The sequence below is a fragment of the Virgibacillus proomii genome (genome assembly GCF_018916875.1).
In the GTDB taxonomy this organism is placed as follows: domain Bacteria; phylum Bacillota; class Bacilli; order Bacillales; family Amphibacillaceae; genus Virgibacillus; species Virgibacillus proomii_B.
The window spans coordinates 832,400-856,553 of the sequence record NZ_JAHLNO010000019.1; the positions used below are offsets into that span (position 1 = coordinate 832,400).

22 protein-coding genes and 1 pseudogene are annotated in these 24,154 nt (G+C 35.3%); 13 read left to right on the forward strand and 10 right to left on the reverse strand.

Annotated elements, in window-relative coordinates; translation table 11 throughout:
• The first annotated feature begins 546 nt into the window (after positions 1–546).
• The 4 genes from ectA to KQI21_RS11130 all read left to right on the forward strand — a co-directional run bounded on the left by ectA (position 547) and on the right by KQI21_RS11130 (position 3,908).
• On the forward strand, positions 547–1,104 hold the full coding sequence (gene ectA / locus KQI21_RS11115; RefSeq protein WP_253291401.1) for a diaminobutyrate acetyltransferase: 558 nt from the start codon (positions 547–549) through the stop codon (positions 1,102–1,104).
• A 12-nt stretch (positions 1,105–1,116) separates the two neighbouring features.
• The gene (ectB, locus tag KQI21_RS11120) at positions 1,117–2,397 is read left to right on the forward strand and encodes a diaminobutyrate--2-oxoglutarate transaminase (RefSeq protein WP_373687648.1); all 1,281 of its coding nucleotides are present in this window, start codon (positions 1,117–1,119) and stop codon (positions 2,395–2,397) included.
• Between the two features lie 26 nt (positions 2,398–2,423).
• Positions 2,424–2,810, forward strand: coding sequence for an ectoine synthase (locus KQI21_RS11125; RefSeq protein WP_216484228.1), 387 nt, complete (start codon positions 2,424–2,426; stop codon positions 2,808–2,810).
• Between the two features lie 123 nt (positions 2,811–2,933).
• Positions 2,934–3,908 (forward strand): HD domain-containing protein, encoded by a 975-nt coding sequence (locus KQI21_RS11130; protein ID WP_216484229.1) that lies wholly within the window; start codon positions 2,934–2,936, stop codon positions 3,906–3,908.
• A 1,179-nt stretch (positions 3,909–5,087) separates the two neighbouring features.
• Here KQI21_RS11130 and KQI21_RS11135 read toward each other — a convergent pair.
• From KQI21_RS11135 to KQI21_RS11145, 3 genes are all read right to left on the reverse strand, one after another.
• Positions 5,088–5,438, reverse strand: a complete 351-nt coding sequence (locus tag KQI21_RS11135) for a DMT family transporter (protein WP_216484230.1) — start codon at positions 5,436–5,438, stop codon at positions 5,088–5,090.
• 20 nt (positions 5,439–5,458) lie between these two features.
• Positions 5,459–5,782, reverse strand: coding sequence for a DMT family transporter (locus KQI21_RS11140; RefSeq protein WP_216484231.1), 324 nt, complete (start codon positions 5,780–5,782; stop codon positions 5,459–5,461).
• Between the two features lie 135 nt (positions 5,783–5,917).
• Positions 5,918–6,457, reverse strand: a complete 540-nt coding sequence (locus KQI21_RS11145; RefSeq protein ID WP_216484232.1) for a TetR/AcrR family transcriptional regulator — start codon at positions 6,455–6,457, stop codon at positions 5,918–5,920.
• 481 nt (positions 6,458–6,938) lie between these two features.
• On the opposite strand from KQI21_RS11145, the gene KQI21_RS11150 reads away from it, so the two are divergent.
• The 7 genes and pseudogenes from KQI21_RS11150 to splB all read left to right on the forward strand — a co-directional run bounded on the left by KQI21_RS11150 (position 6,939) and on the right by splB (position 14,345).
• A complete protein-coding gene (locus KQI21_RS11150; RefSeq protein ID WP_253291402.1) occupies positions 6,939–7,754 on the forward strand; it encodes a metallophosphoesterase in 816 nt (271 codons plus the stop codon).
• 338 nt (positions 7,755–8,092) lie between these two features.
• Positions 8,093–8,999, forward strand: a pseudogene (locus KQI21_RS11155) (lipid II flippase Amj family protein).
• Positions 9,000–9,155: 156 nt separating this feature from the next.
• Positions 9,156–10,340, forward strand: coding sequence for a phosphoenolpyruvate hydrolase family protein (locus KQI21_RS11160; protein ID WP_216484234.1), 1,185 nt, complete (start codon positions 9,156–9,158; stop codon positions 10,338–10,340).
• A 543-nt stretch (positions 10,341–10,883) separates the two neighbouring features.
• On the forward strand, positions 10,884–12,110 hold the full coding sequence (locus tag KQI21_RS11165; protein WP_216484235.1) for a Tm-1-like ATP-binding domain-containing protein: 1,227 nt from the start codon (positions 10,884–10,886) through the stop codon (positions 12,108–12,110).
• A 1-nt stretch (position 12,111) separates the two neighbouring features.
• Positions 12,112–12,933: a phosphoenolpyruvate hydrolase family protein gene (locus KQI21_RS11170; RefSeq protein ID WP_077320184.1), complete on the forward strand. Its 822-nt coding sequence runs from the start codon at positions 12,112–12,114 to the stop codon at positions 12,931–12,933.
• Between the two features lie 133 nt (positions 12,934–13,066).
• On the forward strand, positions 13,067–13,324 hold the full coding sequence (locus KQI21_RS11175) for a transcriptional regulator SplA domain-containing protein (RefSeq protein ID WP_216484236.1): 258 nt from the start codon (positions 13,067–13,069) through the stop codon (positions 13,322–13,324).
• A complete protein-coding gene (gene splB, locus KQI21_RS11180) occupies positions 13,317–14,345 on the forward strand; it encodes a spore photoproduct lyase (protein WP_216484237.1) in 1,029 nt (342 codons plus the stop codon). Before KQI21_RS11175 ends, splB begins: the two co-directional genes overlap by 8 nt.
• A 28-nt stretch (positions 14,346–14,373) precedes the next feature.
• Here the strand turns inward: splB and KQI21_RS11185 are convergent, their stop codons facing one another.
• A complete protein-coding gene (locus tag KQI21_RS11185; protein ID WP_309245539.1) occupies positions 14,374–14,658 on the reverse strand; it encodes a pyrimidine dimer DNA glycosylase/endonuclease V in 285 nt (94 codons plus the stop codon).
• A gap of 563 nt (positions 14,659–15,221) precedes the next feature.
• Between KQI21_RS11185 and KQI21_RS11190 the strand changes: the two genes are divergently transcribed.
• On the forward strand, positions 15,222–16,034 hold the full coding sequence (locus tag KQI21_RS11190) for a ZIP family metal transporter (protein ID WP_216484238.1): 813 nt from the start codon (positions 15,222–15,224) through the stop codon (positions 16,032–16,034).
• Positions 16,035–16,199: 165 nt separating this feature from the next.
• Here KQI21_RS11190 and pabB read toward each other — a convergent pair whose 3' ends face one another.
• The 5 genes from pabB to KQI21_RS11220 form a co-directional block, all read right to left on the reverse strand.
• The gene (gene pabB, locus KQI21_RS11195; protein ID WP_216484239.1) at positions 16,200–17,936 is read right to left on the reverse strand and encodes an aminodeoxychorismate synthase component I; all 1,737 of its coding nucleotides are present in this window, start codon (positions 17,934–17,936) and stop codon (positions 16,200–16,202) included.
• On the reverse strand, positions 17,905–18,513 hold the full coding sequence (locus KQI21_RS11200) for an anthranilate synthase component II (protein ID WP_216484240.1): 609 nt from the start codon (positions 18,511–18,513) through the stop codon (positions 17,905–17,907). Before KQI21_RS11200 ends, pabB begins: the two co-directional genes overlap by 32 nt.
• Positions 18,514–18,845: 332 nt before the next feature.
• Positions 18,846–19,121 (reverse strand): hypothetical protein, encoded by a 276-nt coding sequence (locus KQI21_RS16180; protein WP_253291403.1) that lies wholly within the window; start codon positions 19,119–19,121, stop codon positions 18,846–18,848.
• 724 nt (positions 19,122–19,845) lie between these two features.
• A complete protein-coding gene (locus KQI21_RS11210; RefSeq protein ID WP_216484241.1) occupies positions 19,846–20,481 on the reverse strand; it encodes a hypothetical protein in 636 nt (211 codons plus the stop codon).
• 196 nt (positions 20,482–20,677) lie between these two features.
• Positions 20,678–21,154, reverse strand: coding sequence for a recombinase family protein (locus KQI21_RS11220; RefSeq protein WP_216484322.1), 477 nt, complete (start codon positions 21,152–21,154; stop codon positions 20,678–20,680).
• Positions 21,155–21,201: 47 nt separating this feature from the next.
• Here KQI21_RS11220 and KQI21_RS11225 point away from each other — a divergent pair, with 47 nt between their 5' ends.
• Positions 21,202–22,509 carry a VirD4-like conjugal transfer protein, CD1115 family gene (locus KQI21_RS11225; protein ID WP_444972193.1) on the forward strand — a complete coding sequence of 436 codons (1,308 nt, stop codon included), beginning with the start codon at positions 21,202–21,204 and terminating at the stop codon, positions 22,507–22,509.
• 1,034 nt (positions 22,510–23,543) lie between these two features.
• Here KQI21_RS11225 and KQI21_RS11230 read toward each other — a convergent pair.
• A complete protein-coding gene (locus KQI21_RS11230) occupies positions 23,544–23,936 on the reverse strand; it encodes a DCC1-like thiol-disulfide oxidoreductase family protein (RefSeq protein ID WP_216484244.1) in 393 nt (130 codons plus the stop codon).
• Positions 23,937–24,154 lie beyond the last annotated feature (218 nt).

Sequence of the window (24,154 nt, forward strand, 5' to 3'; positions counted from 1 at the left end):
TGGTTGTTTAGGAAACTATTACATGGTAGATTACTTTTTGAAAAATAGTTTGTCTAGCTTATGTGCTCAACGCCTAGCAAACTTCGAACTCCTTCCTACGATAAGTCAACATCGGCTCGAATCAAAAGGAAGGCCGACTAAAAGCGGGCTTACCGCCCACCGTCGGCATACCCTGTTGCAGGGGCATGTTTCCTTTATCTCGTCAGAAGTTCTCCAGTTTGTACGCGGCTAACCTAGCGCTTTTGGCTTTTGTTCTGTAGTTGAAATACTGTTTCATCAGAAGGAGTATACAAATTAGAGAAAATGGATTACTTGTAAAACAAATGAGGGAAAACTCGAAAAAAATGTAGAATTTTGTAGAATCAAACATCGAATTTAAACAACTGCCCTATTATTTAGAATTTTTGCTAGCTATTGTTAAAGGATTGATCTTTATGTAACCATAACCATAGCTGAGCACGTTTAATAGGGTGATATCAAGCTTAAAACGTTTTGAGATTTGTACCGATTATTTATAAGCTTATATAGAAGCTTATTTTACATTAGTTGGGAGGTGAAAGCATCCAAACAACAATTTGGACGACGTCAACTGAAAATAAAGAGGAACAAGAACTAACTTTTCGCATGCCTACAAAAGATGACGGGGCTGCAGTTTGGGAGTTAATCAAGCAAATTGGTAAGCTCGACCTTAATTCTTCTTATAGCTATATCCTTTGGTGTGATATGTTTTCAAAAACATCCATCGTTGTCGAGAGTGAAGAAGAAATAGTTGGCTTTATATCCGGGTTTGTCCATCCGGGTAAACGGGATACATTATTTATTTGGCAAGTTGCTGTAAAAGCTACACAACGTGGAAAAGGATTAGGGACAAAGATGTTGATGAATTTGTTAAATCGTGAGCATCTAGCGGAAGTTAATTATCTTGAAGCTACGGTAACGCCTTCCAATTTACCTTCGCAATATTTGTTTTTAGGCTTGGCGAAAAAGCTAAACACAGAATGCGTTGTTGGAAACTATTATTCTTCTATTGATTTTCCAAGAACAGGACATGAGGATGAACAGTTGTATAAAATTGGCCCTATTCAAAAGGGAAATAACAAATAAAAGGATGATTTTGTGACTACAACAGTAGTAAAAAATAATCGCATGCAAACTTTTGAAGAGTTAGAATCAGCTGTTAGAAGTTACAGTAGAGGTTGGCCAACTGTGTTTGAAAAGGCCAAAGGCTATAAGCTGTGGGATGTAGAAGGGAAAGAGTATATTGATTTTTTTGCAGGGGCAGGCGCCTTAAACTATGGACATAATCATGACATCATGCAAGAAAGATTAATTGAGTATCTACAGAATGATGGAATTGTTCATAGTTTAGATATGGGAACAACGCCTCGCAAGGATTTTTTAGAAGTATTCCATACTATTATTCTCAAGCCCCGAAATTTTGACTATAAAATTATGTTTCCTGGACCAACAGGAACAAATACGGTAGAAAGTGCTTTAAAAATTGCCAGAAAAGTTACCGGACGAGATACCGTCATTAGTTTTACCAATGCGTTTCATGGTATGACTATTGGCTCGTTATCGGTTACCGGTAATTCATTTAAGCGGCACGGTGCAGGAATTCCACTTCATCATAGTGTTTCCATGCCGTTTGATAATTATATTGATAATCAGGATTCCATTGCTTATTTAGAACGGTTTTTAGAGGATAGTGGCAGTGGTGTTTCTTTACCCGCAGCAATTATTTTGGAGACAGTTCAAGGAGAAGGCGGTATTAATGCAGCAAGTATGGAATGGCTGCAAAAGATTGAAGCAATTTGTAAACAATGGGACATTTTGTTGATTGTCGATGATGTCCAGGCGGGCTGTGGAAGAACTGGAACATTTTTCAGTTTTGAACCAGCAGGGATTTATCCGGATGTCGTTTGTTTATCAAAATCGATTGGTGGAATTGGCCTACCGATGGCGATTACATTAATAAAACCGGAATTTGATCAATGGGGACCAGGTGAACATAACGGGACATTCCGGGGAAATAATTTAGCTTTCATTGCAGCAACGGAAGCATTACGTCATTATTGGAAAGATGAGCGCTTTACAGAAGATATTTCACGTAGAAGTGAGCAGGTGAAAAATCGTAGTGAGGTAATTATTGAAAAATTCCCATCACTAAACGGAGAAGCCCGTGGCAGAGGATTAATGCAAGGGATTGCTCTACCACAGAACGAACTGGCTAATCAGATCTGTCAAGCAGCATTTCAGCATGGGTTAATAGTTGAGACTTCTGGTCCAGATGATGAAGTAGTGAAATTTCTGCCTCCTTTGATCATCGATAAACAAGGAATTGATGAAGGTTTTGATATTTTAGAAGCAAGTATAAAGCAAATACTGAAGAAATGAATTTATCAAACAAAGGAGGAATCATAATGATTGTCAAATCACTTGAAGATATTATTGGAACAAACGATGAAACTACCAGTGAAAACTGGACAAGTAGACGCTTTATCATGAAAAAGGATAATGTTGGCTTTAGTTTAAACGATACCATTATTAAAGCAGGCACTGCTAATTTCTTTTGGTATAAAAATCATATTGAAGCAGTTTATTGCATTGAAGGAGAAGGGGAGATAGAAAAGCTTGAAACAGGTGAGGTATATCAGATAAAGCCTGGCACCATGTATCTGCTAAATGAAAATGATAAACATGAGCTTCGTGCCAGAACACAAATGCGTATGGTGTGTGTCTTTAATCCACCATTAGTTGGAACCGAAACCCATACAAAAGAAGGTTACTATCCACTGTTAACAGAATAAGAGGATAATTGAAAGGAGCCGATCTAATTCTTGGCTCCTTTTCTATAAGTTCAATAGATATATTATAATATGTAATTGAAGACGAAGAATCTCATATTGATAGCGTATGAAAGAAGGGAAAAAATGATAATTAATGATCCGTTATATGGAACTTATCAGGTGGATGGTGTACTTGCTGCATTAATTAATAGTCGGCCTGTACAGCGGTTAAAAGGCATACATCAAGGTGGTGCAAGCTATTTGGTCAATCCAGCATGGAATGTAACTCGTTTTGATCATTCTATTGGAGTTATGCTTCTTATTAAACGATTAGGGGGATCACTGGAAGAGCAAATAGCCGGGTTACTGCATGATATTTCGCATACAGCTTTTTCTCATATCATTGATTTTGTGATGGATAATGAAAAGGAGGATTATCATGAACGTATTTTTCATGAAGTTGTTATTAACTCAGAATTGCCACTAATATTAAAGACATATGGCTATAATTATGAAGAAATCATAATGGATGATTCAAAATGGACGCTATTAGAGCAGTCTGCCCCAGAATTATGTGCGGATCGGGTTGATTATACACTCCGAGACATGTATACATATCGTAATATTTCACTTGCTGATGTAGAAGCATTTTTACAAAATCTAATTGTGATCGACGGTAAAATGTATCTTAATAAGTTAGAAATTGCTGAGTGGTTTGTAGAATTATATTATAAGGAAGTTATTGGTTTCTTTATGGGTCCTTTAAATATATATGGAAGTGATCGGTTAACTGTTATTTTACAGCAAGCATTGGAAAAAGGAATCATCTCTTTATCTGATTTTTTCTTAGAGGATGAAGAAGTAATCGAGATATTACGTTCAACTCAAGAACAGGAAATTAATCAATTAATTGTACAGTTACAACAACCGGTTTCTGTTATTGAGGATGAAAATAATTATCATATTCATCGTAAAACGAAGCCCCGTTTGATTGATCCATCAATTTTAAGTAAAAATCAGCTTATTCGTTCATCAAAGCTGTCTAATCGAATTAAAGAAATGAATCAGCAAGCGTATGAAAAAGCAAAGAAAGGTTCATATTTGCGAATTTTAGGATAAGTAATGGTGACTGTAGACTAGCAAAATCTGCATGGAACTGGATAGCTCAAGTGTTAGATCTATGGAATAACATCATTGCAACCTAAATTGACAAATTGCATTTGCAATCATGTAGGAAAAATGCTGAATTTTATTACTATAAATCTATCAATTATAAAGAAGTTATGGACATGACATTCAGAAAAGTTATTTAAGCTAAGTAAAAAAAACGACCTTTCTCAAGCGGTGCTAGCTGAAAAATGAAATACTACTCAACAGGTGATTAGCAACTAGGAGAACGGTCAGGGCAAGGTAGGAGCATATGAAGAAAAGATCAAGTACGGTTTTAATTGTTACGATCCGTTTTACAGCTATAGGAGCAATACCGTTCGTTCCAGAAAAAAGATATAGCATCAGGAGTATTAGTTCCCTATTATCCGATCGTACTGTCTTTATTTGTGTCAATGTTTAATTATATATTCGGATTGTATTTATGCTAAAGGCATACTAACTTCTGGTAAAGAATAAAGGAAGTATAAATAGTTTCGGATTTAAACTTCGGAAACAATTGAGATGAACAGTAGAGAAACTTTAGCAGAAATCAAGTGAAAAGAAAAAAGATACAAAAATGGGAGTTTCAAGATAGTGCACATTTTAGGGAAATTTACAGCTATTTTGTATAGCGGAAGATTTACAGGGAAACTATTTGCATAAGCAGAATCAATTAAAATACTACAAAATAATTGGTTATATGATGTTCTATGATATTGCAACTAATGATTGCAAATTCAAATTTACACATTTTAAACAGATTACAAGTTTTAAACATATGCTCCTGTTATCGCTCAACAGCGATCGTTAGGATGACTTATTAAACTTTAGAATGGTTTGGTTTGTTATAAAAGCTTTCCCTGTACACTATTATTCCATTCCGCAACCCTTAAGGTTTTCTATCTATGATTAATTTCCTATTGCCCTCATATTTGGCTTTCTTTCCTCTGTATTCCAATTCTTGCAAAATAGCTTCATATCTCATTCCATGATAATTCGATTCCATCCATAACCATAAATATAATTAACTGCATAGGTAGTCCCCATTACATTACGATAGTTATAATTCCGATGATTGTTATTTCATTCCCCTTATAGTAATACGCACAAGAAAGTGAAAGGATTTAAAAACAAAAAAAAACCAGAATATTAGCCACTGGATCGATGAGAAGTGGTTTCTTTGGTAGGTGCCATATTTAGTAATATAACTCCTCCAATGATCGCAATTAAGCCAATGGCTGTTAATGAGCCAAAAGGTTCATTCCAAATGAATATACCAATCAAGGCAGTTAAAGCTGTTCCAAGACCTGACCAAATAGCATAGGCAAAGCTTAAAGCAATTGTTTTCAAACTTAAAGATAAACAATAAAATGCTAGGCTAAATCCGAGGATAAAGCTTAGAGTTGGAATAAGATTTGCAAAGCCGTTTGATAATTTTAGCATGGTTGTACCAAACACTTCAAAGATAATAGCAATAATTAAAAAAAGATAACCTTTCATTCGTTACCCCTCGCTTATAATTAATATCCAGAGGCTAATTTCAATGTAACAACACCACCAATAATAAGAAGTAAGCCAACTATTTTCCGCATATAGACATGTTCTTTAAACAATAGTATACCTACCACTGCTGTAAGCGCAGTTCCTGCTCCCGACCAGATAGCATAAGCTGTACTTAATGGTATTTTAGCCAATGTTAACGATAAAAAGTAAAAAGCCGTCCCCATGCCTAAAACAACACCTAAGGATGGAAAGAGACGCTTAAAACCATTAGATAGTTTCAACATCGTACTGCCGATAACTTCACTAATAATTGCAAAAAATAATAGGGCAAAAGGATTCACCGTATTCCTCCTTGTTTTATCCTGTATCGTCTTTTTTAATGTATGATTTTCCTACAAACTTTCCTGTTGATTTATTAAATTACTTGTACGTAGTGACGTTTATTTGTTCATTTTTACTTGGCTATTTAAACATGTCTATTTCGTCATGTCAATTAAACGAGCGATCACTTTTTCCCGCAAATCTTTCTGTAACGGTGCCATATTTAAAAGCTGTGAATAATATAGACCATCGATCGCAAGACGAATGATACTTGCATCAACAGGATCCAGCTTATCTTGTTCTATTTTAGATTGCATGTGCTGATACCCTTTAGACATCTCTTTTGTCATGTTGGGATCGAGCATAGAGGTAGCCATTATTCCTATATTTAGCTTTGCATTATTTTCAAGATCCCATTTGGATACTTGAATAAGGGAACGTGTCCATTTACCTTTATCCGCCGGATCATTGGCTGCATATTCATAAAACAGGTTTGTATATTGTTCAAAAACATAATCTGCTAAGCCTTTTAACAATTCATCTTTATTGGGAAAGTGATATAAAAGACCGCCCTTGCTAATTCCAGCATAATTTGCTACAGCGTCTAGGGTTAAAGCATTAAAATCATGTTCTAATATAAATTTCGTGCCAGATTTTAAAATATGTTGGCGCTTCCTTTCAGCTTTCGATGCCAATATTATCCCTCCAAATAAGAAATTTTGACTAGTGCCTAAGCTCGGATGTAGGTGTTTGCCCAGTTGTACTTGTACTTAAGCCCAAACATTTTACCACTTTAATGCACTTCTAAGCAAAAATCTCATCGATCAATTGATTAGACAGATAGTTGATGATTCCAAAACTTAAAAGACCGTCTGGACGGTTTTATAATATTTTACTAATTTCAAAAAACATTGTCAATCCATTTATTTTTTAATTGGAAGTAAGAATAGGAGAAAAATAAATGTAAAGAGAACAAAAGCTAGAAGCGCTCGATTGTCTGTATTAACGAAGCTAATTTCAAGAAAGATATCTACAATGCAGAAACAGATACAATTTTCTATACAATAAAAAACGTTGTGCTTATTGAAGAGATTATAACCTTTGTCACGAATATCCATATATTACAAGTTAACATTGAATAGATAGGCTTTATAATAGAGTATGGAGGTGAACGGTTTGTATATCGGTTTAATTATACTGATTCTATTAAGCTATTTTGTATATAAAGGCTATCAAAACACACATTCTTTAGTATTAAATGAGATAAAGGTTGAAACAGATAGTGAAACCAGTAAAAACACATCGCTTAATATATTGCATATTTCAGATATGCATATTGAGAATATCTCGGTAACACCCGAGCGTTTAATTGAGAGTATTGATTCAAAGCGAATTGACTTAATTGCGTTAACTGGTGATTTTTTGGACCGTAAGCGAAGCATTCCCAAATTAATTCCTTACCTAGAGGTATTAAGTGAGCTGCAACCGGTTTATGGTGCTTATGCCGTGTTTGGTAATCATGATTATATTTTAAGTCGCAAAAGCTTTGCGTGGTTAAAAAAGGTGCTAAATGAACACGGATTTAAAACGTTACAAAATGAAAATAAGCAAATACAAGTACAGGGTAAGTGTGTAAATATTATTGGAATTGATAATTTTAGTACGAATCATAGTGATTTATTAAGAGCATTTGACGGTGTAGAAGAAGGAAGTAATTTAGTATTGACACATGACCCTAATGTTGTATTAAAAATGAATGAGTATCATTTTGATTATTTACTTTCAGGTCACTTTCATGGTGGACAAATTCATTGGCCAAAGCCGTATCATCTTCGCAAAATGGGGAAGTTAGTCAAGATGAATATGGTAAAAGGCTTACATCTCTTAAATGGCAGACCATTTTATATTAGTGAGGGTCTTGGGCAAACAGGTCTTAATATCCGTGTCGGTAGTCGACCGGAAGTTACTATTCATCACTTGCCAGTCGAATAAATGATGCTGGTGCTGCCATCTGTCTTAGTAACCGGATGTTTTACACATGAATATATGGATAACAGCTTTTTATGATCCGTACTCTAAAGATTTAAATGAAGGGACAAGGGATATTGGAGGGAGTAATATTGCTGTTCTATGGATCTTAAGAAAATCCTATAAGCTTATCTAGAAAAAATACTGATTTAAAGAAGTGTTATAAGTAAGATAAAACAGAACACTCAAAGCAAGCTAACTGAAAATAGGGCTATTGAACTGCCACTATAAGTCTAGGTGGAACTATATAGAGTCGCCTTTTTTATGCTATGATAGATAAAAAACTTAAGGAAGTAACCATCATGGACTTTTTAACTGGGAAGTTATTACTCATTTTTTTATTTATCTTTATTATTCATAGTGTTGAAACGCTAGCTTATGCGGTTCGCTTATCGGGAGCAAGGGTGAAGATGATTGCTTCAGCTCTTGCTCTTTTTAATATTATGGTTATCGTCTCACGTTTGGCAAACATGATGCAACAACCTTTTACAGGTAGTTTAATCGATACAGCACCTGCTGAAAATGCACTTCAATTTGTAGAACATCAGTATCGAATACTTATTGGTGCGTCTACTGCAGGAACGGTAGCTGGTATTATTGTGTTTCCAACGTTTATCGCTTTATTTTCCAGGGCAATTATCCATTTATCAAATGAAAATGGCTCGATACTAGCTTTAATTCGAAAAGGTCTATCCGTTGATTTTTTTCTGCGAGGGTGGAAGCATGTTCGCTTCCCTAGACGATCCGATTTAACTGGAATCAAGTTTAGGGATATACCTATGAAGTTATTTTTTACACTATAAAGTATAAAAATTTTAGGGTTTATAGTATAAGAAAAACTACAGCTTTCGCCATAAGGACTTGGCGACAAGCAAAGTTTTTCTAATTAATATGGTTATTACTGCTATTTATACAATTGGTGTATTAGCAGCCTTATATGCTTCTTTAATTGTACCGGAACGAGCTGCTACAGCAGTAATGGCTTCTGGACTTATTAATGGTGTTGCAACCATTTTGCTCGTTATTTTTGTAGATCCTAAAGTTTCTGTGCTTGCGGATGATGTAGTAAACAAACGTGGAAGCTATCAAACTTTAAAAATAGTTTCATTAATGATGGTAAGCTCACGGCTTTTTGGCACATTGTTGGCACAATTATTATTTATTCCAGGAGCAAAATATGTTGCATGGTTTACGAAATTTATCATCTAACAGCTATACAACAGAAAGAGATTTGGCTAGTGTCAAGCCGTTTTTGGAACAATTGTTTCCAAACTAAGAAAGATAGATTTAATGGAAAATATATAATTGGAAAAATAGCAATTTTGGTACGAAACATCCAAAACTATACGTTATGGAGAGTAATAAATGATGAATAATAAATTCCAGTTACTGCAAACGTTAAATCAACAAATTAAAGCGAATAAACATATCATTGGAGTTGCTGCCGGATCTGGCCTTACAGCTAAATATGCCGAACAAGGAGGCGCTGATTTTATATTGACGTTAAGCTCCGGAAGGTTTCGTCAGATGGGAGTAAGCTCGTTAGCTGGTTTTACTGCATGTACGAATAGTAATCAAATGGTAATGGAATTTGCTTTTAAGGAAGTATTGCCAACCTTAAAAAAGATTCCAACGATTTTTGGCTTATTTGCTACAGACCCTACGATTAATATGAATGCATATATTAGACAAATTAAAGCCAGTGGTTTTGCTGGAATAAATAACTACCCGACAGTAGGCTTGATTGATGGCCAATTTCGCGAAGCTCTAGAGAACCAAGGTATTTCTTTTGCCAAAGAAGTAGAGGCGATTCAATTTGCGAATGAGTTGGATCTGATTACTGTAGCTTTTGTCTTTAATGAAACACAAGCGATAGATATGCTTAATGCCGGTGCAGATATAATTTGTGTACATCTTGGTTTAACTGTAGGTGGAATTTTAGGTGCCAAGCAAATTCAATCATTACAATCTGCTAAGAAGTTAGCTGTGGATATCTTTCATGCATGTGATAAGGTAAACCCGAATGTGATCAAAATGGTTTATGGAGGACCTGTAAATCGGCCGATCGATGTGCAGTTCATGTATGATGGAACAGAAATAGATGGGTATATCGGCGGCTCTGTATTTGAACGTATCCCGGCAGAGCAGATTATTTTTAATATAACCAAATCATTTAAAGAAACGTATGATGTTAAATACGAAACATATATACAAAAAATAATGGCTGGTTTTTCTAACAAGGAAGATTATGTGGAGTTTATTAAAGATTATATAAGTACACACTATATGGACGAGATTACGTTAAATGATTTAGCAAGCATATTAAATCTTTCCAGACCTTATTTAAGTTCTTTATTTAAGATAGAGGTAGGAATTCCATTTACACAATATTTAATTGATTTTAGATTAAATCGAGCTATAGAAATTATGCAGGAAAAAAGACTCCCTCTTTCCACAGTTGCCGAAATGGTTGGTTATCCTGATTATGCTCAGTTTAGTAAGATATTTAAAAAAAGAAAAGGTGTCTCTCCAACTGTTTTCTTAAAGTGAAGCTTTCTTTAACCATGTTCACTTTCACATGAAGAAGTATAAACATAGGGGTGATTCAATATTGTAAAAAGGTTCAATTTTTATCATAAACATAACTAACAGATTGTTTGTGTCAAAAGCTACCGCTGTCTAATTTTTTAGTATGGTTTCATAGTAAGTTTTTACCATTACAATTGGTAACTTTTTTGTTAATACAGGTATAAATCTTACGTAATGACAAAATATACAAACATAAGCACATTACTATTTACGATAGGAAACGGTATCATTTGTATATAGAAAGAAAAACACAAATGCCTTATAGGTCATAAGTCGGTGTTTAGGGCTTTCAACAATTGGTATCGTTTTCTCATTTATTTATATAAGGGCTGTAAACGCACATAACAGGAATAGTTGTGAGCCAAGAAAAGCAAGTGAGAGTAACGATCCCTGTATGCCTGCTTCGTTCAAAGGCCTTTAGGTCATACCCTTGTGGTACAAACATTCCGGGTGGTAAGGTTTCCTGGAATGAAGGTTCAGTTCATATGAAAGGGGAGAAGTATATTGAGTAAAACTATTGCTTTAGCAGGTACGTTCGATACGAAAGGAAAGGAATTTTTGTTTGTAAAAGAACTGATTGAGTCGTTAGGCTTTAGAACATTGACGATTCACACAGGAGTATTTAAACCGGCATTTGATCCGGATATTTCCAATGAAGTTATTTTTCAAGCGGCTGGAGAAAATATAAATGAAATTGTGGAAGCTGAAGATCGGGGTAAAGCGACGCTTGTTTTATCAAAAGGGATGGAAATTGTCTTACCACAGTTATATGAACAAGGGAAGCTTGATGGAGTTCTTTCGTTTGGTGGCTCTGGTGGAACTTCAATAGTTACACCTGGAATGAGAGCATTACCAATTGGGGTTCCAAAAATAATGGTCTCTACAGTTGCTTCAGGTAATGTAGCTCCTTATGTTGGGACGAGCGATATTATAATGTACCCATCGATTGTTGATGTAGCTGGATTAAATAGAATTTCCACCAAAATATTTACCAATGCTGTTTTCGCTATTGTTGGAATGTTGAGCTTTGAAAACAAACAGCGCTTTGATAACAAGCCTTTATTAGCTGCGACGATGTTTGGATTGACAACTCCATGTATCAACTACGCGAAAGCATACGTCGAAAAGCAAGGTTATGAAATGCTTGTTTTTCATGCTACGGGAATTGGTGGACGTACAATGGAAAGCTTAATTGAAGCAGGATTTATTGAAGGTGTACTGGATATAACAACAACAGAATGGGCAGATGAAATAGTGGGGGGGGTACTTGGTGCTGGACCTCATCGCTTAGAAGCTGCAGCAAAACATAATGTCCCACAGGTTGTTTCAGTAGGCGCCATGGATATGGTGAACTTTGGACCTTATGAAACTGTGCCAGAACGATTTACCGGTCGAAAGTTTTATAAGCACAATCCAACTGTAACGTTAATGCGAACCAATATGGAAGAAAATAAACACATAGGAGAAGTTCTTGCGGAGAAACTTAATATGGCCTCAGGAGATACAGCTTTAATCTTACCATTAAAAGGGCTATCTGGTCTTGATGTGCATGGACAGCCGTTTTACGGACCGGAAGAGGATCAAATGCTATTTGATACGTTAAAAAAGAACATTGATCAAGATAAAGTTCAGGTTATTGAATTAGAAAAGGCGATCAATGATCGTGCGTTTGCAGAAGCAGCAGCAGAGAAGCTTATCCAATTAATAGAAGAAAAAAAAGGAGAAAATTAATATGTTAAGATCAGAGATTTTACAACGTTTTAAAGAACAAATTAAAGAAGGGAATATCTTATTAGGTGTAGGAGCAGGAACTGGTATTACCGCAAAAAGCAGTGAAGCCGGCGGAGCAGACATGTTAATTGTTTATAATTCGGGTCGCTATCGTATGGCAGGTCGTGGTTCATTAGCTGGGCTTCTTTCCTATGGAGATGCTAATCAAATTGTAGTTGAAATGGGAAGTGAAGTATTGCCAGTTGTCAAGGACACTCCAGTATTAGCAGGGGTAAACGGAACCGATCCATTTCGGGTTATGGATGTATTTTTAAAGGAGTTAAAATCTCAAGGATTTTGCGGGGTGCAAAATTTCCCGACGGTTGGATTAATTGATGGCGTGTTTAGACAAAATTTAGAAGAAACTGGAATGGGCTATGATTTAGAAGTTGATATGATTAAAAAAGCACATGAACTAGATATGTTAACTACTCCATATGTTTTTAATGAAGAACAAGCAAAGAAAATGGCGGAAGCAGGTGCAGATATACTGGTAGCACATATGGGGTTAACCACTAAAGGATCAATTGGTGCTAAAACAGCACTAACTCTTGATGACTCTGTAGAACGTATTCAGAAAATAGTTAATGCTGGTCGAGAGGTCAATCCAGATATTTTAGCTATTTGTCATGGTGGACCAATCGCTGAACCACAAGACGCTGCATACGTCATTGAAAAAGTAGATGGGATTGTCGGCTTTTTTGGTGCGTCAAGTATTGAACGATTTGCAGCAGAAAAAGGAATAAAAGAGCAATCTGAAGCTTTTAAACAAATCCGTTTATAAAAAAATTGGAACGACAACCCTGTCTGGCATGTTGACTTTTATTCAAGGTTATTGAAGTTAATTTTTTTCATAAACATAAATCATCTACAATGGTGCATAATGAGGGTAAACGATAAGGAAGCTAGGTGATCATATGGAAATACAAGAAAACTTTCAACCAGGTGAAGTTGTTTATGTCATTATCCGCAACCCTCACGCTCAAGATGTAGCACAAGTTCAACAGGCTGCTGTTGTAGAGAATCCTGAACAGCCAAAAGAATTAGCATTGTTTATTTATGAAACGTACTATCCATTAACAGATGAAATAGCAGTCTATAAATCAGCCGATGAAGCTGAAGCAGCATATGAAGACGCTTTCGGTACAGCTGATCAGGAAGGGTATCATGGTTAAGCCGTTTATACCGCAATTAGTATACGCTGAACCAAGAGCATTAGACTATCCGTTAGGGAAGAAGCTGATATCCAAGTTTGAAAAGATGGGAATTGAAATTAGACAAACGACTTCACATAATCAAATTCGCAATTTACCAGGGGACAATCACTTTCAAAAATATCGAGTTGCCAAATCGACATTGGTTCTAGGGGTGCGGAAAACGTTAAAATTTGATACATCAAAGCCATCCGCAGAATATGCTATCCCTTTTGCAACTGGCTGTATGGGACATTGTCACTATTGCTATTTACAAACAACAATGGGAAGTAAACCATATATCCGCACGTATGTTAATGTTGATGAAATATTTGATGCCGCAGAAGAATATATGCAAGAGCGAGTGCCGGAGATTACTCGATTTGAAGCATCATGCACATCAGATATTGTCGGCCTTGATCATTTGACTCACACATTGAAGCGAGCAATTGAGTATTTTGGCAGAACAGATTATGGACAATTAAGATTTGTTACCAAATTTAGCCATGTTGATCATTTACTAGAAGCAGAGCATAACGGTCGAACTCGATTTCGCTTTAGTATCAATGATGATTATATTATTAAATATTTTGAACCTGGTACATCCAGATTACACGAGCGAATTGAAGCAGCTGTTAAAGTCGCTGAAGCTGGTTATCCTCTAGGGTTTATTGTAGCACCGATTTATTTACATGACGGCTGGAAAAATGGCTACAAGGAGATGTTTGAAAAACTGGAAGCAGCATTACCAGAAAGAGCGAAAAAGAATCTCACCTTTGAAATGATTCAACATCGCTTTACGAAACCCGCTAAACGGGTAATACAACAAAATTATCCCATGACAAAACTGGAATTAGATGAATCGAAGCGAAAATGGAAGTGGGGACGGTATGGTATTGGCAAATACGTGTATCAAGATGAAGAACAAGCAGAGATTAAATCTACTTTAGGAGGATATATTAATACCTACTTTCCCGATGGAAAAATTGAGTATTTCACGTAGATAAAAGGTTGCTTGATTAGGAAGCCACTTATTTCGCTATGCTGTCAATGCCCTTTGCTTTTAAGTTGTCTAAACAATCTTGTAAATACAATTCGTCATGCTCTGGATAAATAGGGGAATCATGAATAAAACGTTGGTCCTCTTTATACAAGCTTTTTTCCGTATGAGGAGGACAGGCTTTTCCACGATAAAACGGATCTTTCCAAAGCGGGTCAACTTGATAACCTCTCTGCTGCATTTCTTTCATAATAAATGGATGGTACAAAAATAGGCGATATGGAGAATAGGTAAAAACATAATTTACAAGTAGCATGCTTTTCCCCTAAGCGTTTCCTCTTAACGCACAACACTCTCGATGTTACCTAACAATTACTGCCTTGGCAGGTTGGTGATAAGTTGTTGATCAAAGTCTCACTTGTTTACCTCCTTCAATAAAGTTAATTTTTCTTCCAAAAACTCACGTATTCTCAATATTTCATAAGCACCATATAGTTGACTCACCAAGATTACTGGATATCATTTGAATATCTATAAATGATTTACAGGGTGGGAGCCATCCTATCGTCCGAACTGGATTAGTTTGGAAAATAAGTGTATAACCGTGCTAGGAAATCTCCACACAAATCACGGTCGCTAACCCCCCATATCTCTCCGGATCGTATCCATACTTTCCTTCGTCCTGCATATCCATGAGGTAGAGGTTGGAAATGATGCTCCTTTTTTTATATTTTATTTCGTATCTAAGTTATTATTATTACTGTAAAGTTCATTGATTTAGGCATGTGATACTTATATGTTAAAATAATTATGTACAGATTGGAAATGAATTGAAATTTTTATGAAAATACAGCAATACGAAGAAGGTGTATGCATAATATGGATTATTTCTATTCCTTACATCCAGTTATTCAAGCGATGATTGCAACATTATTTACGTGGGGGATGACCGCACTTGGCGCAGCTTTAGTATTTACGACGAAAAATTTTAACCAGCGTTTTTTGGACAGTATGTTAGGGTTTGCGGGTGGTGTCATGATTGCAGCAAGCTTCTGGTCATTACTCTCTCCTGCCTTAGATATGGCTAAAGCAAGTGGTAAGATTCCCTGGATTCCAGCGGCCATTGGTTTTATGGCAGGTGGTATATTCCTTTGGGGGATTGACAAATTACTTCCGCATCTACATCCAACATCTCCAATCCAAGCAGCAGAAGGAATTCATCCCGATCGCAAAAAACGAAGCACATTACTCGTTTTAGCAATCACCCTTCACAATATTCCAGAAGGATTAGCAGTAGGAGTAGCGTTTGGCGCTATTGCGGCAGATCTGCCTACAGCTACAACTGCTGGTGCAATCGCTTTAGCTATTGGAATTGGGATTCAAAACTTTCCGGAAGGATTAGCAGTTTCCATGCCATTACGCAGAGAAGGAATGTCTCGGAAGAAAAGCTTTATGTACGGTCAATTTTCGGGCATGGTAGAGCCAATTGCAGGGATTATTGGAGCACTTGCTGTTACGTTTATTCAACCATTATTACCATATGCGCTCAGCTTTGCTGCAGGTGCTATGATCTTTGTAGTTGCTGAGGAGGTCATTCCTGGTTCTCAAGAAGCTGGAAATCGAGACTTGGCTTCTATGAGCTTAATGGTTGGTTTCACTGTGATGATGGTACTCGATGTTGCACTTGGTTAAATATGTTAATAACGATTTTCTTCTGTCATTGAGAAGAAAATCGTTTTTTAAATTTATTATCTCCAGTTTGCACCCGCTAAGCGAGCATTCTCGAGCCGCAGGTTCAAGTGAACCGATCCAGCCGATTTTTCGACTCAGTACCCAAGTTGATTACAGCCATTGTAATCAACTGTTTATGATAACTGGAACCCATTTTTTTACACTATTAATCAACCAGATACTTGTACATTTATCCAATTCATTTAACGTGATCACTTTTTCATTAATTCGTCCTTTATCTATTAAATACTGTCGAAAAGTACCGGCTAATAATCCACATTCTACTGGCGGAGTATAAAATTTTCCGTTAAGCTCGACCACTACATTACCAATCGTAAATTCTGTGAGCTCCTGATCGGTATTCCATAACAATACATCATCTGCCAGAGGGTGCTCATTTAGAAATGCCTTATACATACCTCGACACGTTGTTTTATAGTAGTAAAATGGATTGGCTTTATCAATCGGATGCTTCGCTATAGCAACTTGTATCGGTTGTGTTTTAGGCTGTATTTTTTGAACTTCGATTGAAACTTCTCCTACTTTAGTTACTAATAGTCGCAGCCTATATATTCCTAAGGGATAGCGATTAGCTATTTGCTGCAGTTGTTGTTGAATGGGAATTAAATCTATTGGATAAGCAAAATGGTCTCCTGATTTTGCTAAGCGTTGTAAATGATAGTCAAGTAAATAATAGCTGCCATTTTCTAGCTTTATGGTCTCCAACAGGTCGAAATCCTTCGGCAGTTGTTGCAAAAAACGAGCTTTCGTTAAAATTTCTTCATACTCTCCTTCACTTGTAGAATCCCACGTAATACCTCCGCCTACCCCATAATATGCTTTACCGCTAAAATTCTCAATAAGTACCGTACGGATTGGTACGTTGAAAATCGCCTCTTTATCCGGAGTAATATATCCAATTGCACCACAATATATTTGTCGCGGAGTGTTTTCTAAATCATGGATAATTTTCATGGTACTTACTTTAGGGGCACCAGTAATCGAGCCACAAGGGAATAATGCTTTAAAAATTGCCGGAATATCTGCTTTTACCTCAGCAGTGACAGTTGAAGTCATCTGAAAAACCGTTGGATAGCGTTCAATCGTAAATAGATGAGGAACCTCCACTGTTCCGGGTTTGGCAATAGTTCCCAAGTCATTTCGCAGCAAGTCTACAATCATTACATTTTCCGCCCGATTTTTTTCCGAATGATATAACCAACTTGCAAGCTCGTCATCTTCTCTAGCTGAAGATCCTCTTTTTACAGTACCTTTCATCGGTTTCGTTGTAATCTGTCCGTCCTTTAAATGAAAGAAAAGTTCGGGGGAAGCAGATAAAACGGAGTAACTCCCAATATGTAAGTAGGCGGAATAGTTGGCAGCTTGCGACTTTGCTAACTGTTGATAATATCCATAACAATCACCACGAAAGCGACTATGTAACCGAATGGTATAGTTCACCTGATATGTTTCTCCATTTTCAATATGTTGTTTAATTTGCTTGATATATTTCTGATATTCTGTAGTCGATACATTAGGCTTCCATTCATCTATATGAAAAGGGCTTGCTTGTACCATATTAACTGTAACCGTTTCTTTAAAAATACCAAACCATAACAGTGGGAATGATCCCCCTGAATGGGCTTTAAAAGCAGAATCAAAGGCTGGGGCAGCTTCATAGGAGACAAAACCTGCAGCATAATATCCAGCTTCAACATACGCTCCAACTGTTTCCAGGCAAGAAACGATCTCTTCTAGCTTAGTAGTTTGAATAACAGTATATGGATTGGTAAAGTCTAATGTTTGCTTTTCTCCAACTTGATTAGCAAAATCAAAATGAAGATAAGGAATGTCGTGTTGCATATGTAAAACCATCCTTTTTCTCAAAAAAATTCCTTAACAGGTCTAATCCTTTTTCGGATAAAATGGCTTCCGGATGAGCTTGAATACCTTCAAGGGGGTAGTGCTTATGCCGAATAGCCATTACTTCACCATCCTCTGTCATGGCACTGATCTCCAAGCAGTTGGGAAGTGAATCTGCAGCAACAATTAATGAATGGTATCTTGTAACGCTAAGCGGATTTGGCAAGTTAGAAAATATGCCTTTATTATCATGATGTATATACGATACTTTACCATGCATTGGCCGTTTAGCTTTTTTAATCACTGCGCCAAATGCTTGGGCAATTATTTGATGACCTAAACAAATTCCGATAATAGGGTAGTTTTTATATAACTTAGTGACAATCCCTAAAGAAATCCCGGCTGAATCTGGAGTACTTGGCCCAGGAGAAAGCAAAATAGCTGACGGTTGTAATTGATTAATTCGTTCTAGCGTAATTGCATCATTACGAACAACCTGTGTTGCAAAATTAAGTTGGTTAAGATATTGAACTAGATTAAAAGTAAAAGAATCATAGTTATCAATGACTAATATCATAAATATCCCTTCTCTTTAAACTTGCAGATAAACTATATTTTATACAGAAATGAAAAATTCTTAAACATGCTTTTGTTTCTACGATAATCTTTCATCTACGTTATATATTCCATATTAACAAATCCCTGATTGGCATTTAATTCACCTTTGATTTGTTTAACTTGTGTATTTGTGCCTTTTAACCACTGGGAAAAATTAAAAATGAATGGTTTTCGATTTCCTCCCAAAGCGAGCCAAGCTCTTTACATTTTGGGTACATAAAGTGCGGTCGGCCCAAGCCCCGTCTAAATAATTTATGTTTACATAAATGGAGCAACCGGACTTCCCGTATTCTACATATAACCACCAAATTCATGAATCGCTTCATTCAGAGTCATGTTTAAGGTATCTGCCAATCCTTTAAGTTCATCCCAAATCCCTGGTGCAAATTGGTGTAATAAATTCTTAATAGTTTGATGATCAATAATGAAGTGACGTTCTTTTAACGAAGCCCATTGTTTTTTCCGATTAGCCAAGATTGGTGAATACTTTAATAGATTTCCTTGATATACACCGTAATTATAGTGATTTCCTCGATACTGAATAATATCACTGTATACATGGTTCATGATAAAACTCCTTTTATGAACGTAAATAGAGGATCTTTTTTATACTATAGGAAAGTATAAAATTTTAGGGTTTATAGTATAAGAAAAACTACAGCTTTCGCCATAAAGACTTGGCGACAAGCCAAGTTTTTCTAAAAAAAGAAGTACGGCGGACATATAAAGTTTAGGCTATTTAAACTAAAAAGCATATTAAAATGCATTATACTGCCATTTAGGGGAAACAGCTTTTAAAAAGGAAATTGGGAAGCAATGGGTAAGGAGGGTTGAACTGCTTTCATATGGTTTCAAACGTGGGGTTGGAGTATACCTCTTTAAAAAATGTAGCAGTCATTTGGTAAGTGACAGCTATTGAGCGAAGCATTGCGGTTTATTTTGCGGATTAACCCCCTAATTTTGGACAATAACACTCTTAAACTAATTTCCACTTAAAATTACGCGGTTTTTCTAAAATTAACTACTCTTTTTGTCTGCCTGAGATTATAGCCATTACTTCCATTTCGATGATAGGGGGGGTAGTTCCTTGAAAGGTTACAGGGGTTAAAAACGATAAATCACATTTCCTTCACGTTCGTCACGACGCATCCACTTGTTCACCGTCCTTACATTTTCTACTACAGGTATTTTTATTTCAACTGGAATTCCTTTATAAATTTCTGTAGTTAGTATCAGGTGGTCATAAGTAAGTACAGCTTTAATAAATATATCACCAATAATTCTCGCTTGTTCATGTCTTGTTAAGTCTGTTCCAATTTAATTTAGCGATTTCTATATATTGATAAAGTGATTCATAATTCCATTCGTGTTTTTGTATTGCTGCAATTTTCCTTTTTATTTTTCTAATCTGGGAATTTATAATTTTTATCTTACTTTCGAGCTCATTTTTCTTTTTTATATACGGTTCTTTTTGAATTTCGTTAATTAAATATAAATCTAATAAGCGATCCATGGACTGGCTGATGTTTTTTAATGACTTAGATTTAGATTTAACAGATTTATTTAATCGACTTAAATCATCATCGTTTGTTTCAAAGTCTATGTATTTTTTTGATAATTCTTCGCTAACTAATATGTCTTTTAATGCTTTTATAAGATTATACTCATAACATTTAGCGTTAACATGGATTCTGTATACTTTCCCAGTTTGCATTTCTTTTGCTCTTCCGTGACGGGCATAAAACAACGGTTTATCAGATTTACCTGTTTGTTGAACACTTAGCACTCTTCCGCAATATCCACATTGCATTGGAACATATTTGAGTAAATTAATATTTTTAGTAGAAGTTCTAGATATAACACCATATTTTTTTCGTCTTAGTTTTTTAATTTCTTGAATTCTGTTATATGTTTCTTCTGTTCTCATCGGTTCAAAGACCTTAGCAGAAATTGTTTCTCCATTAGAAAAAGTGTCATTTCTTGATAGCCATGGAAGATTTTAGAGGTAAGTCTTGTATGAATGAGATGTTCATTCCAATTATTCCCGGTTGGTGTCTTTGAGATTTTGTTCAATTCATTTGCAATAGATACCATTCCTAGTTTTTTGTTTATATATAAGTCGTCTATAAGTGGAACATCCAATCCCAGCCATGTTTTATATAATAAAAATTATTTTTATATTCATACTCAAAAGGGTACATTCCCCAGCCTTTACCTTCACGAAGTCTTTGCCTTTTTCCATACATCATCCTTTTAACGATGGATTTTTTCTCTCTACGGGCAATTAAATTACGTAAATCTGACATGAATTCGTCATCTTCATTGTCCAAATCAGTTATTGTTCCATTTGGTTCTGCAATTTTTACTCTATTTTCTCTTAAAATAGATTTCAAATATTCCCAGGAAGTAGTATCTAACCTAGAAAGCCTGTCTTGATCCATACATAATACAACATCTATTTTGCCGGATTCTACTGAATCAAGAAGAGCATTTAATCCTTTTTTATCCAATTTTCCACCTGTTTCTACATCAACAAATTCATCAACTAGATTCCATTTCTGTTTTTTGCATATGCTCTTAATTCTGTTTTTTGTGCTGATAAACTAAAACGATCTTGTTGTAATTTAGTTGAGGACAAGAGGAAAAAATTAACATGTATTCTGTTGCGAACTTATTAAGTACATTGGGGAGTCAAGAAGATGCACAAGGTAATAATGAACTAGATAACTACTTTAAACAAAGACCTGATCAGAATCCTGCAAAAATTATGTATGCAACGAGTGAATTTGCAGAAGGAAAAACACGATCAAGTATCTTTTCCATTGCCATGGAGAAATTACAAATATTCACGCTAGAACCTAATGCTCGTTTAACAAGTTATAATAGTTTGGAATTTACTGATGTTGGTTTTGGTGAAAAGCCTGTTGCAATTTTTATGGTTACGCCAGATTACGATACATCTAATCATGCGTTGGCTAGTATTTTTGTTAGTCAGTTATACCGTGCAAATGCTGAAAAGGCTACTATGCAATCAGGTAAAATGAAAAGACATGTACATTTTATGTTAGATGAGTTTGGAAATATGCCAGCAATCGAAGGAATGGCGGGAATGGTTACTGTTGGTGCTGGTCGAGGGTTTAGATATCATTTAATCGTACAGTCCTATTCGCAAGTAAAATCGCAATATGGAGAAGATGAATCGGATACGATTATCGGTAATTGTTCCAATCAAATTTATATTTTAACACAAGATCTAGATACAGCTGAACATTACTCTAGTTTGTTGGGGGACAAAACAATTACTGATATTTCAAGAACAGGAAATTTACTCTCTACTGATAAATCACATAGCGAATCTACAAAAGAGAGACCTTTATTGTTTGCAGATGAGTTATTGCAATTACGTGAAGGTGAATCAGTTGTTATTCGTGTTAATAAACGTCAAGATATGAAGCGACACAAAATTATCCCGAAACCAATCTTTAATTCACTTGAATCAAAAACATATCATAAATTTAGATATCAGTACTTAGATGATGATTTTGATACATCCACATCTGTATTAACTTTGCCAATTAATTCAAATAAATTTCATGATATTATTTTAGAGGATATTGTGTTTACATCGACATTTAAAGATGAAGATCAGTATGTTCCAATTGGTAAATTAGCAGATAATAAAACTATCAATAGAATTAAGCGTATGTTCAGTAATTTGAACGGAAAATATAATTATGATGATATAAATGATTGGTCGCTTTTACATTTGTTTAGTCACCTTGTTTATGATATTCGTTTAGAAAATGATTATTATAAAGATGTTATTCGCATGTTTAAAAATATTGTATCTGAAAAGTATTTAGATTTCTGGTGGGATAAGCAACAAGTTGTTATTCGGGAGTTAGGCGCTTTGGTTGAAGTTCCTCCTAGACCTAAAATGCCCTTTAAACGTTAATATTTCTAAAAATATTGCTTAAACGGAATATTTTGATATGCTTGTAATAATAGAATTCAAAGAGGGGGGTAGTTTTACTTAAGCTCTGTCTTATCTCTGTTCTCTAAATACTTCTCAAAAATAATTTTATCATACTTTAACATTCTCTCTAGAGAGCTTAAATGACTGATATATTTATCAACAATATGTAAAAGAGACAATTTTTCACCTCATTTTTTATATCTATATATATTGTATTCGACAAAAAAACGATATTTCCTACTTGTTTGTAAAAAAATAAAAAGCCCAGGCGTTTTTCGTCAGTTGGGTTCGCTTAAGTATAAATTTATGAAAACAGGAGACCTAATTGCAGAAAAAATATATAATATTATAATAGTTTTGTAATCGCTATCAAATGCAGGGAGATGTATAAAGAGTAATGGAAGAAGGAATCGATGTAGGCATATTCTATTCAGATAATTATTATGAGTCATACATTATCGATAAAGAAGACTTAGATTTATTGAGAAAGGAATGACTGATGAAATCTCTAAGATCTTTAACATAAAGGAAATTTCCTCGGTTACTATCTATGAAGAAGGTTATGAGATTTACTTTTTAATTAGTTATATTAACACTTTTGGGATTTAGTTTTATAGCAAGCATCAGAGATTTCTACAGAACAGCCAAAATCGGAGATTATCAATTTTGAAGATTTACCGTAGTTCGAGCGGCAAGAGTTTTTAAAAAATGAATTTACTCCTAAAGATAAATATACAAAAGTAATATATATAACCAACCTTTACCGGTACCCCTAATCCTTCTTGCAGTATCACAGCTTCGGTTGTTATACGGAATCATTGTCCCAACCAGCATCAATCATGTTTCTACAAGTAGGGGGCGAACAGTTTAGCTGACGGGTTAGCCTAACTATAAGAGTAATTATAACCCCATAGAAAAAGAATTCACTTTGATCAAAATAATTTCAAAATGGATTCTTTTAATTTTAAGTAATATGTGCGGTATGAGGTGATCTTAAATATCTATGAAGTCTACTATTTGTTAGCCGATTTTACCGGAAGTTTACAACCATTCTCTGTGCAATGACCTACAGGGACAATCAAGCGACGTTCGGCCACAAAATCATAACAGATTTGCCCTAACCCTAAAGCAATCAGTAAATACAAGAACGGAAGCAGTAGCATTAATAACGGTACACGTTGTAATATTGTTTTGATACCATATATTCCAATAGTTACTTTTCCAGTTGATAAATCTTTAACATGCATCTTTTTATTTAACTCATCAATATCAATGCCATTCACTTCATTATTCCTAAAATCAACGAACGACAACTTTTTTAACCAGTCTAGTTTTTGGAGGTTGGCTTTCACACTGCGACAAAATGAACAATATCCATCATAGTAAACTTCAACTTTATGAACCATCACATATCACCCACTTTTTTTCAATAGCAATGCAATTATTTCACTTATTTTAATTATACATTAACATTAGCGCGAGTATTTAGTCAAATTTGAAAACTATTAAAAATATGGTATTATTAATTAAAATTCAGTAATAATTTTCACGAATTGCTACGTAAAACTGTAATTGAAGCAGGCACCATATTTTTTTGAGCCAGCAAGAATTAGTAGAGTCATTG

Coding starts and splice junctions, on each gene's coding strand:
- KQI21_RS11125 (WP_216484228.1), top strand. CDS start 2,424: ATGATTGTCAAATCACTTGAAGATATTATTGGAACAAACGATGAAACT.
- KQI21_RS11130 (WP_216484229.1), top strand. CDS start 2,934: ATGATAATTAATGATCCGTTATATGGAACTTATCAGGTGGATGGTGTA.
- KQI21_RS11135 (WP_216484230.1), bottom strand. CDS start 5,438: ATGAAAGGTTATCTTTTTTTAATTATTGCTATTATCTTTGAAGTGTTT.
- KQI21_RS11160 (WP_216484234.1), top strand. CDS start 9,156: ATGATGAATAATAAATTCCAGTTACTGCAAACGTTAAATCAACAAATT.
- KQI21_RS11170 (WP_077320184.1), top strand. CDS start 12,112: ATGTTAAGATCAGAGATTTTACAACGTTTTAAAGAACAAATTAAAGAA.
- KQI21_RS11175 (WP_216484236.1), top strand. CDS start 13,067: ATGGAAATACAAGAAAACTTTCAACCAGGTGAAGTTGTTTATGTCATT.
- splB (WP_216484237.1), top strand. CDS start 13,317: ATGGTTAAGCCGTTTATACCGCAATTAGTATACGCTGAACCAAGAGCA.
- KQI21_RS11185 (WP_309245539.1), bottom strand. CDS start 14,658: ATGCTACTTGTAAATTATGTTTTTACCTATTCTCCATATCGCCTATTT.
- KQI21_RS11190 (WP_216484238.1), top strand. CDS start 15,222: ATGGATTATTTCTATTCCTTACATCCAGTTATTCAAGCGATGATTGCA.
- pabB (WP_216484239.1), bottom strand. CDS start 17,936: ATGCAACACGACATTCCTTATCTTCATTTTGATTTTGCTAATCAAGTT.
- KQI21_RS11200 (WP_216484240.1), bottom strand. CDS start 18,513: ATGATATTAGTCATTGATAACTATGATTCTTTTACTTTTAATCTAGTT.
- KQI21_RS16180 (WP_253291403.1), bottom strand. CDS start 19,121: ATGAACCATGTATACAGTGATATTATTCAGTATCGAGGAAATCACTAT.
- KQI21_RS11210 (WP_216484241.1), bottom strand. CDS start 20,481: ATGAGAACAGAAGAAACATATAACAGAATTCAAGAAATTAAAAAACTA.
- KQI21_RS11230 (WP_216484244.1), bottom strand. CDS start 23,936: ATGGTTCATAAAGTTGAAGTTTACTATGATGGATATTGTTCATTTTGT.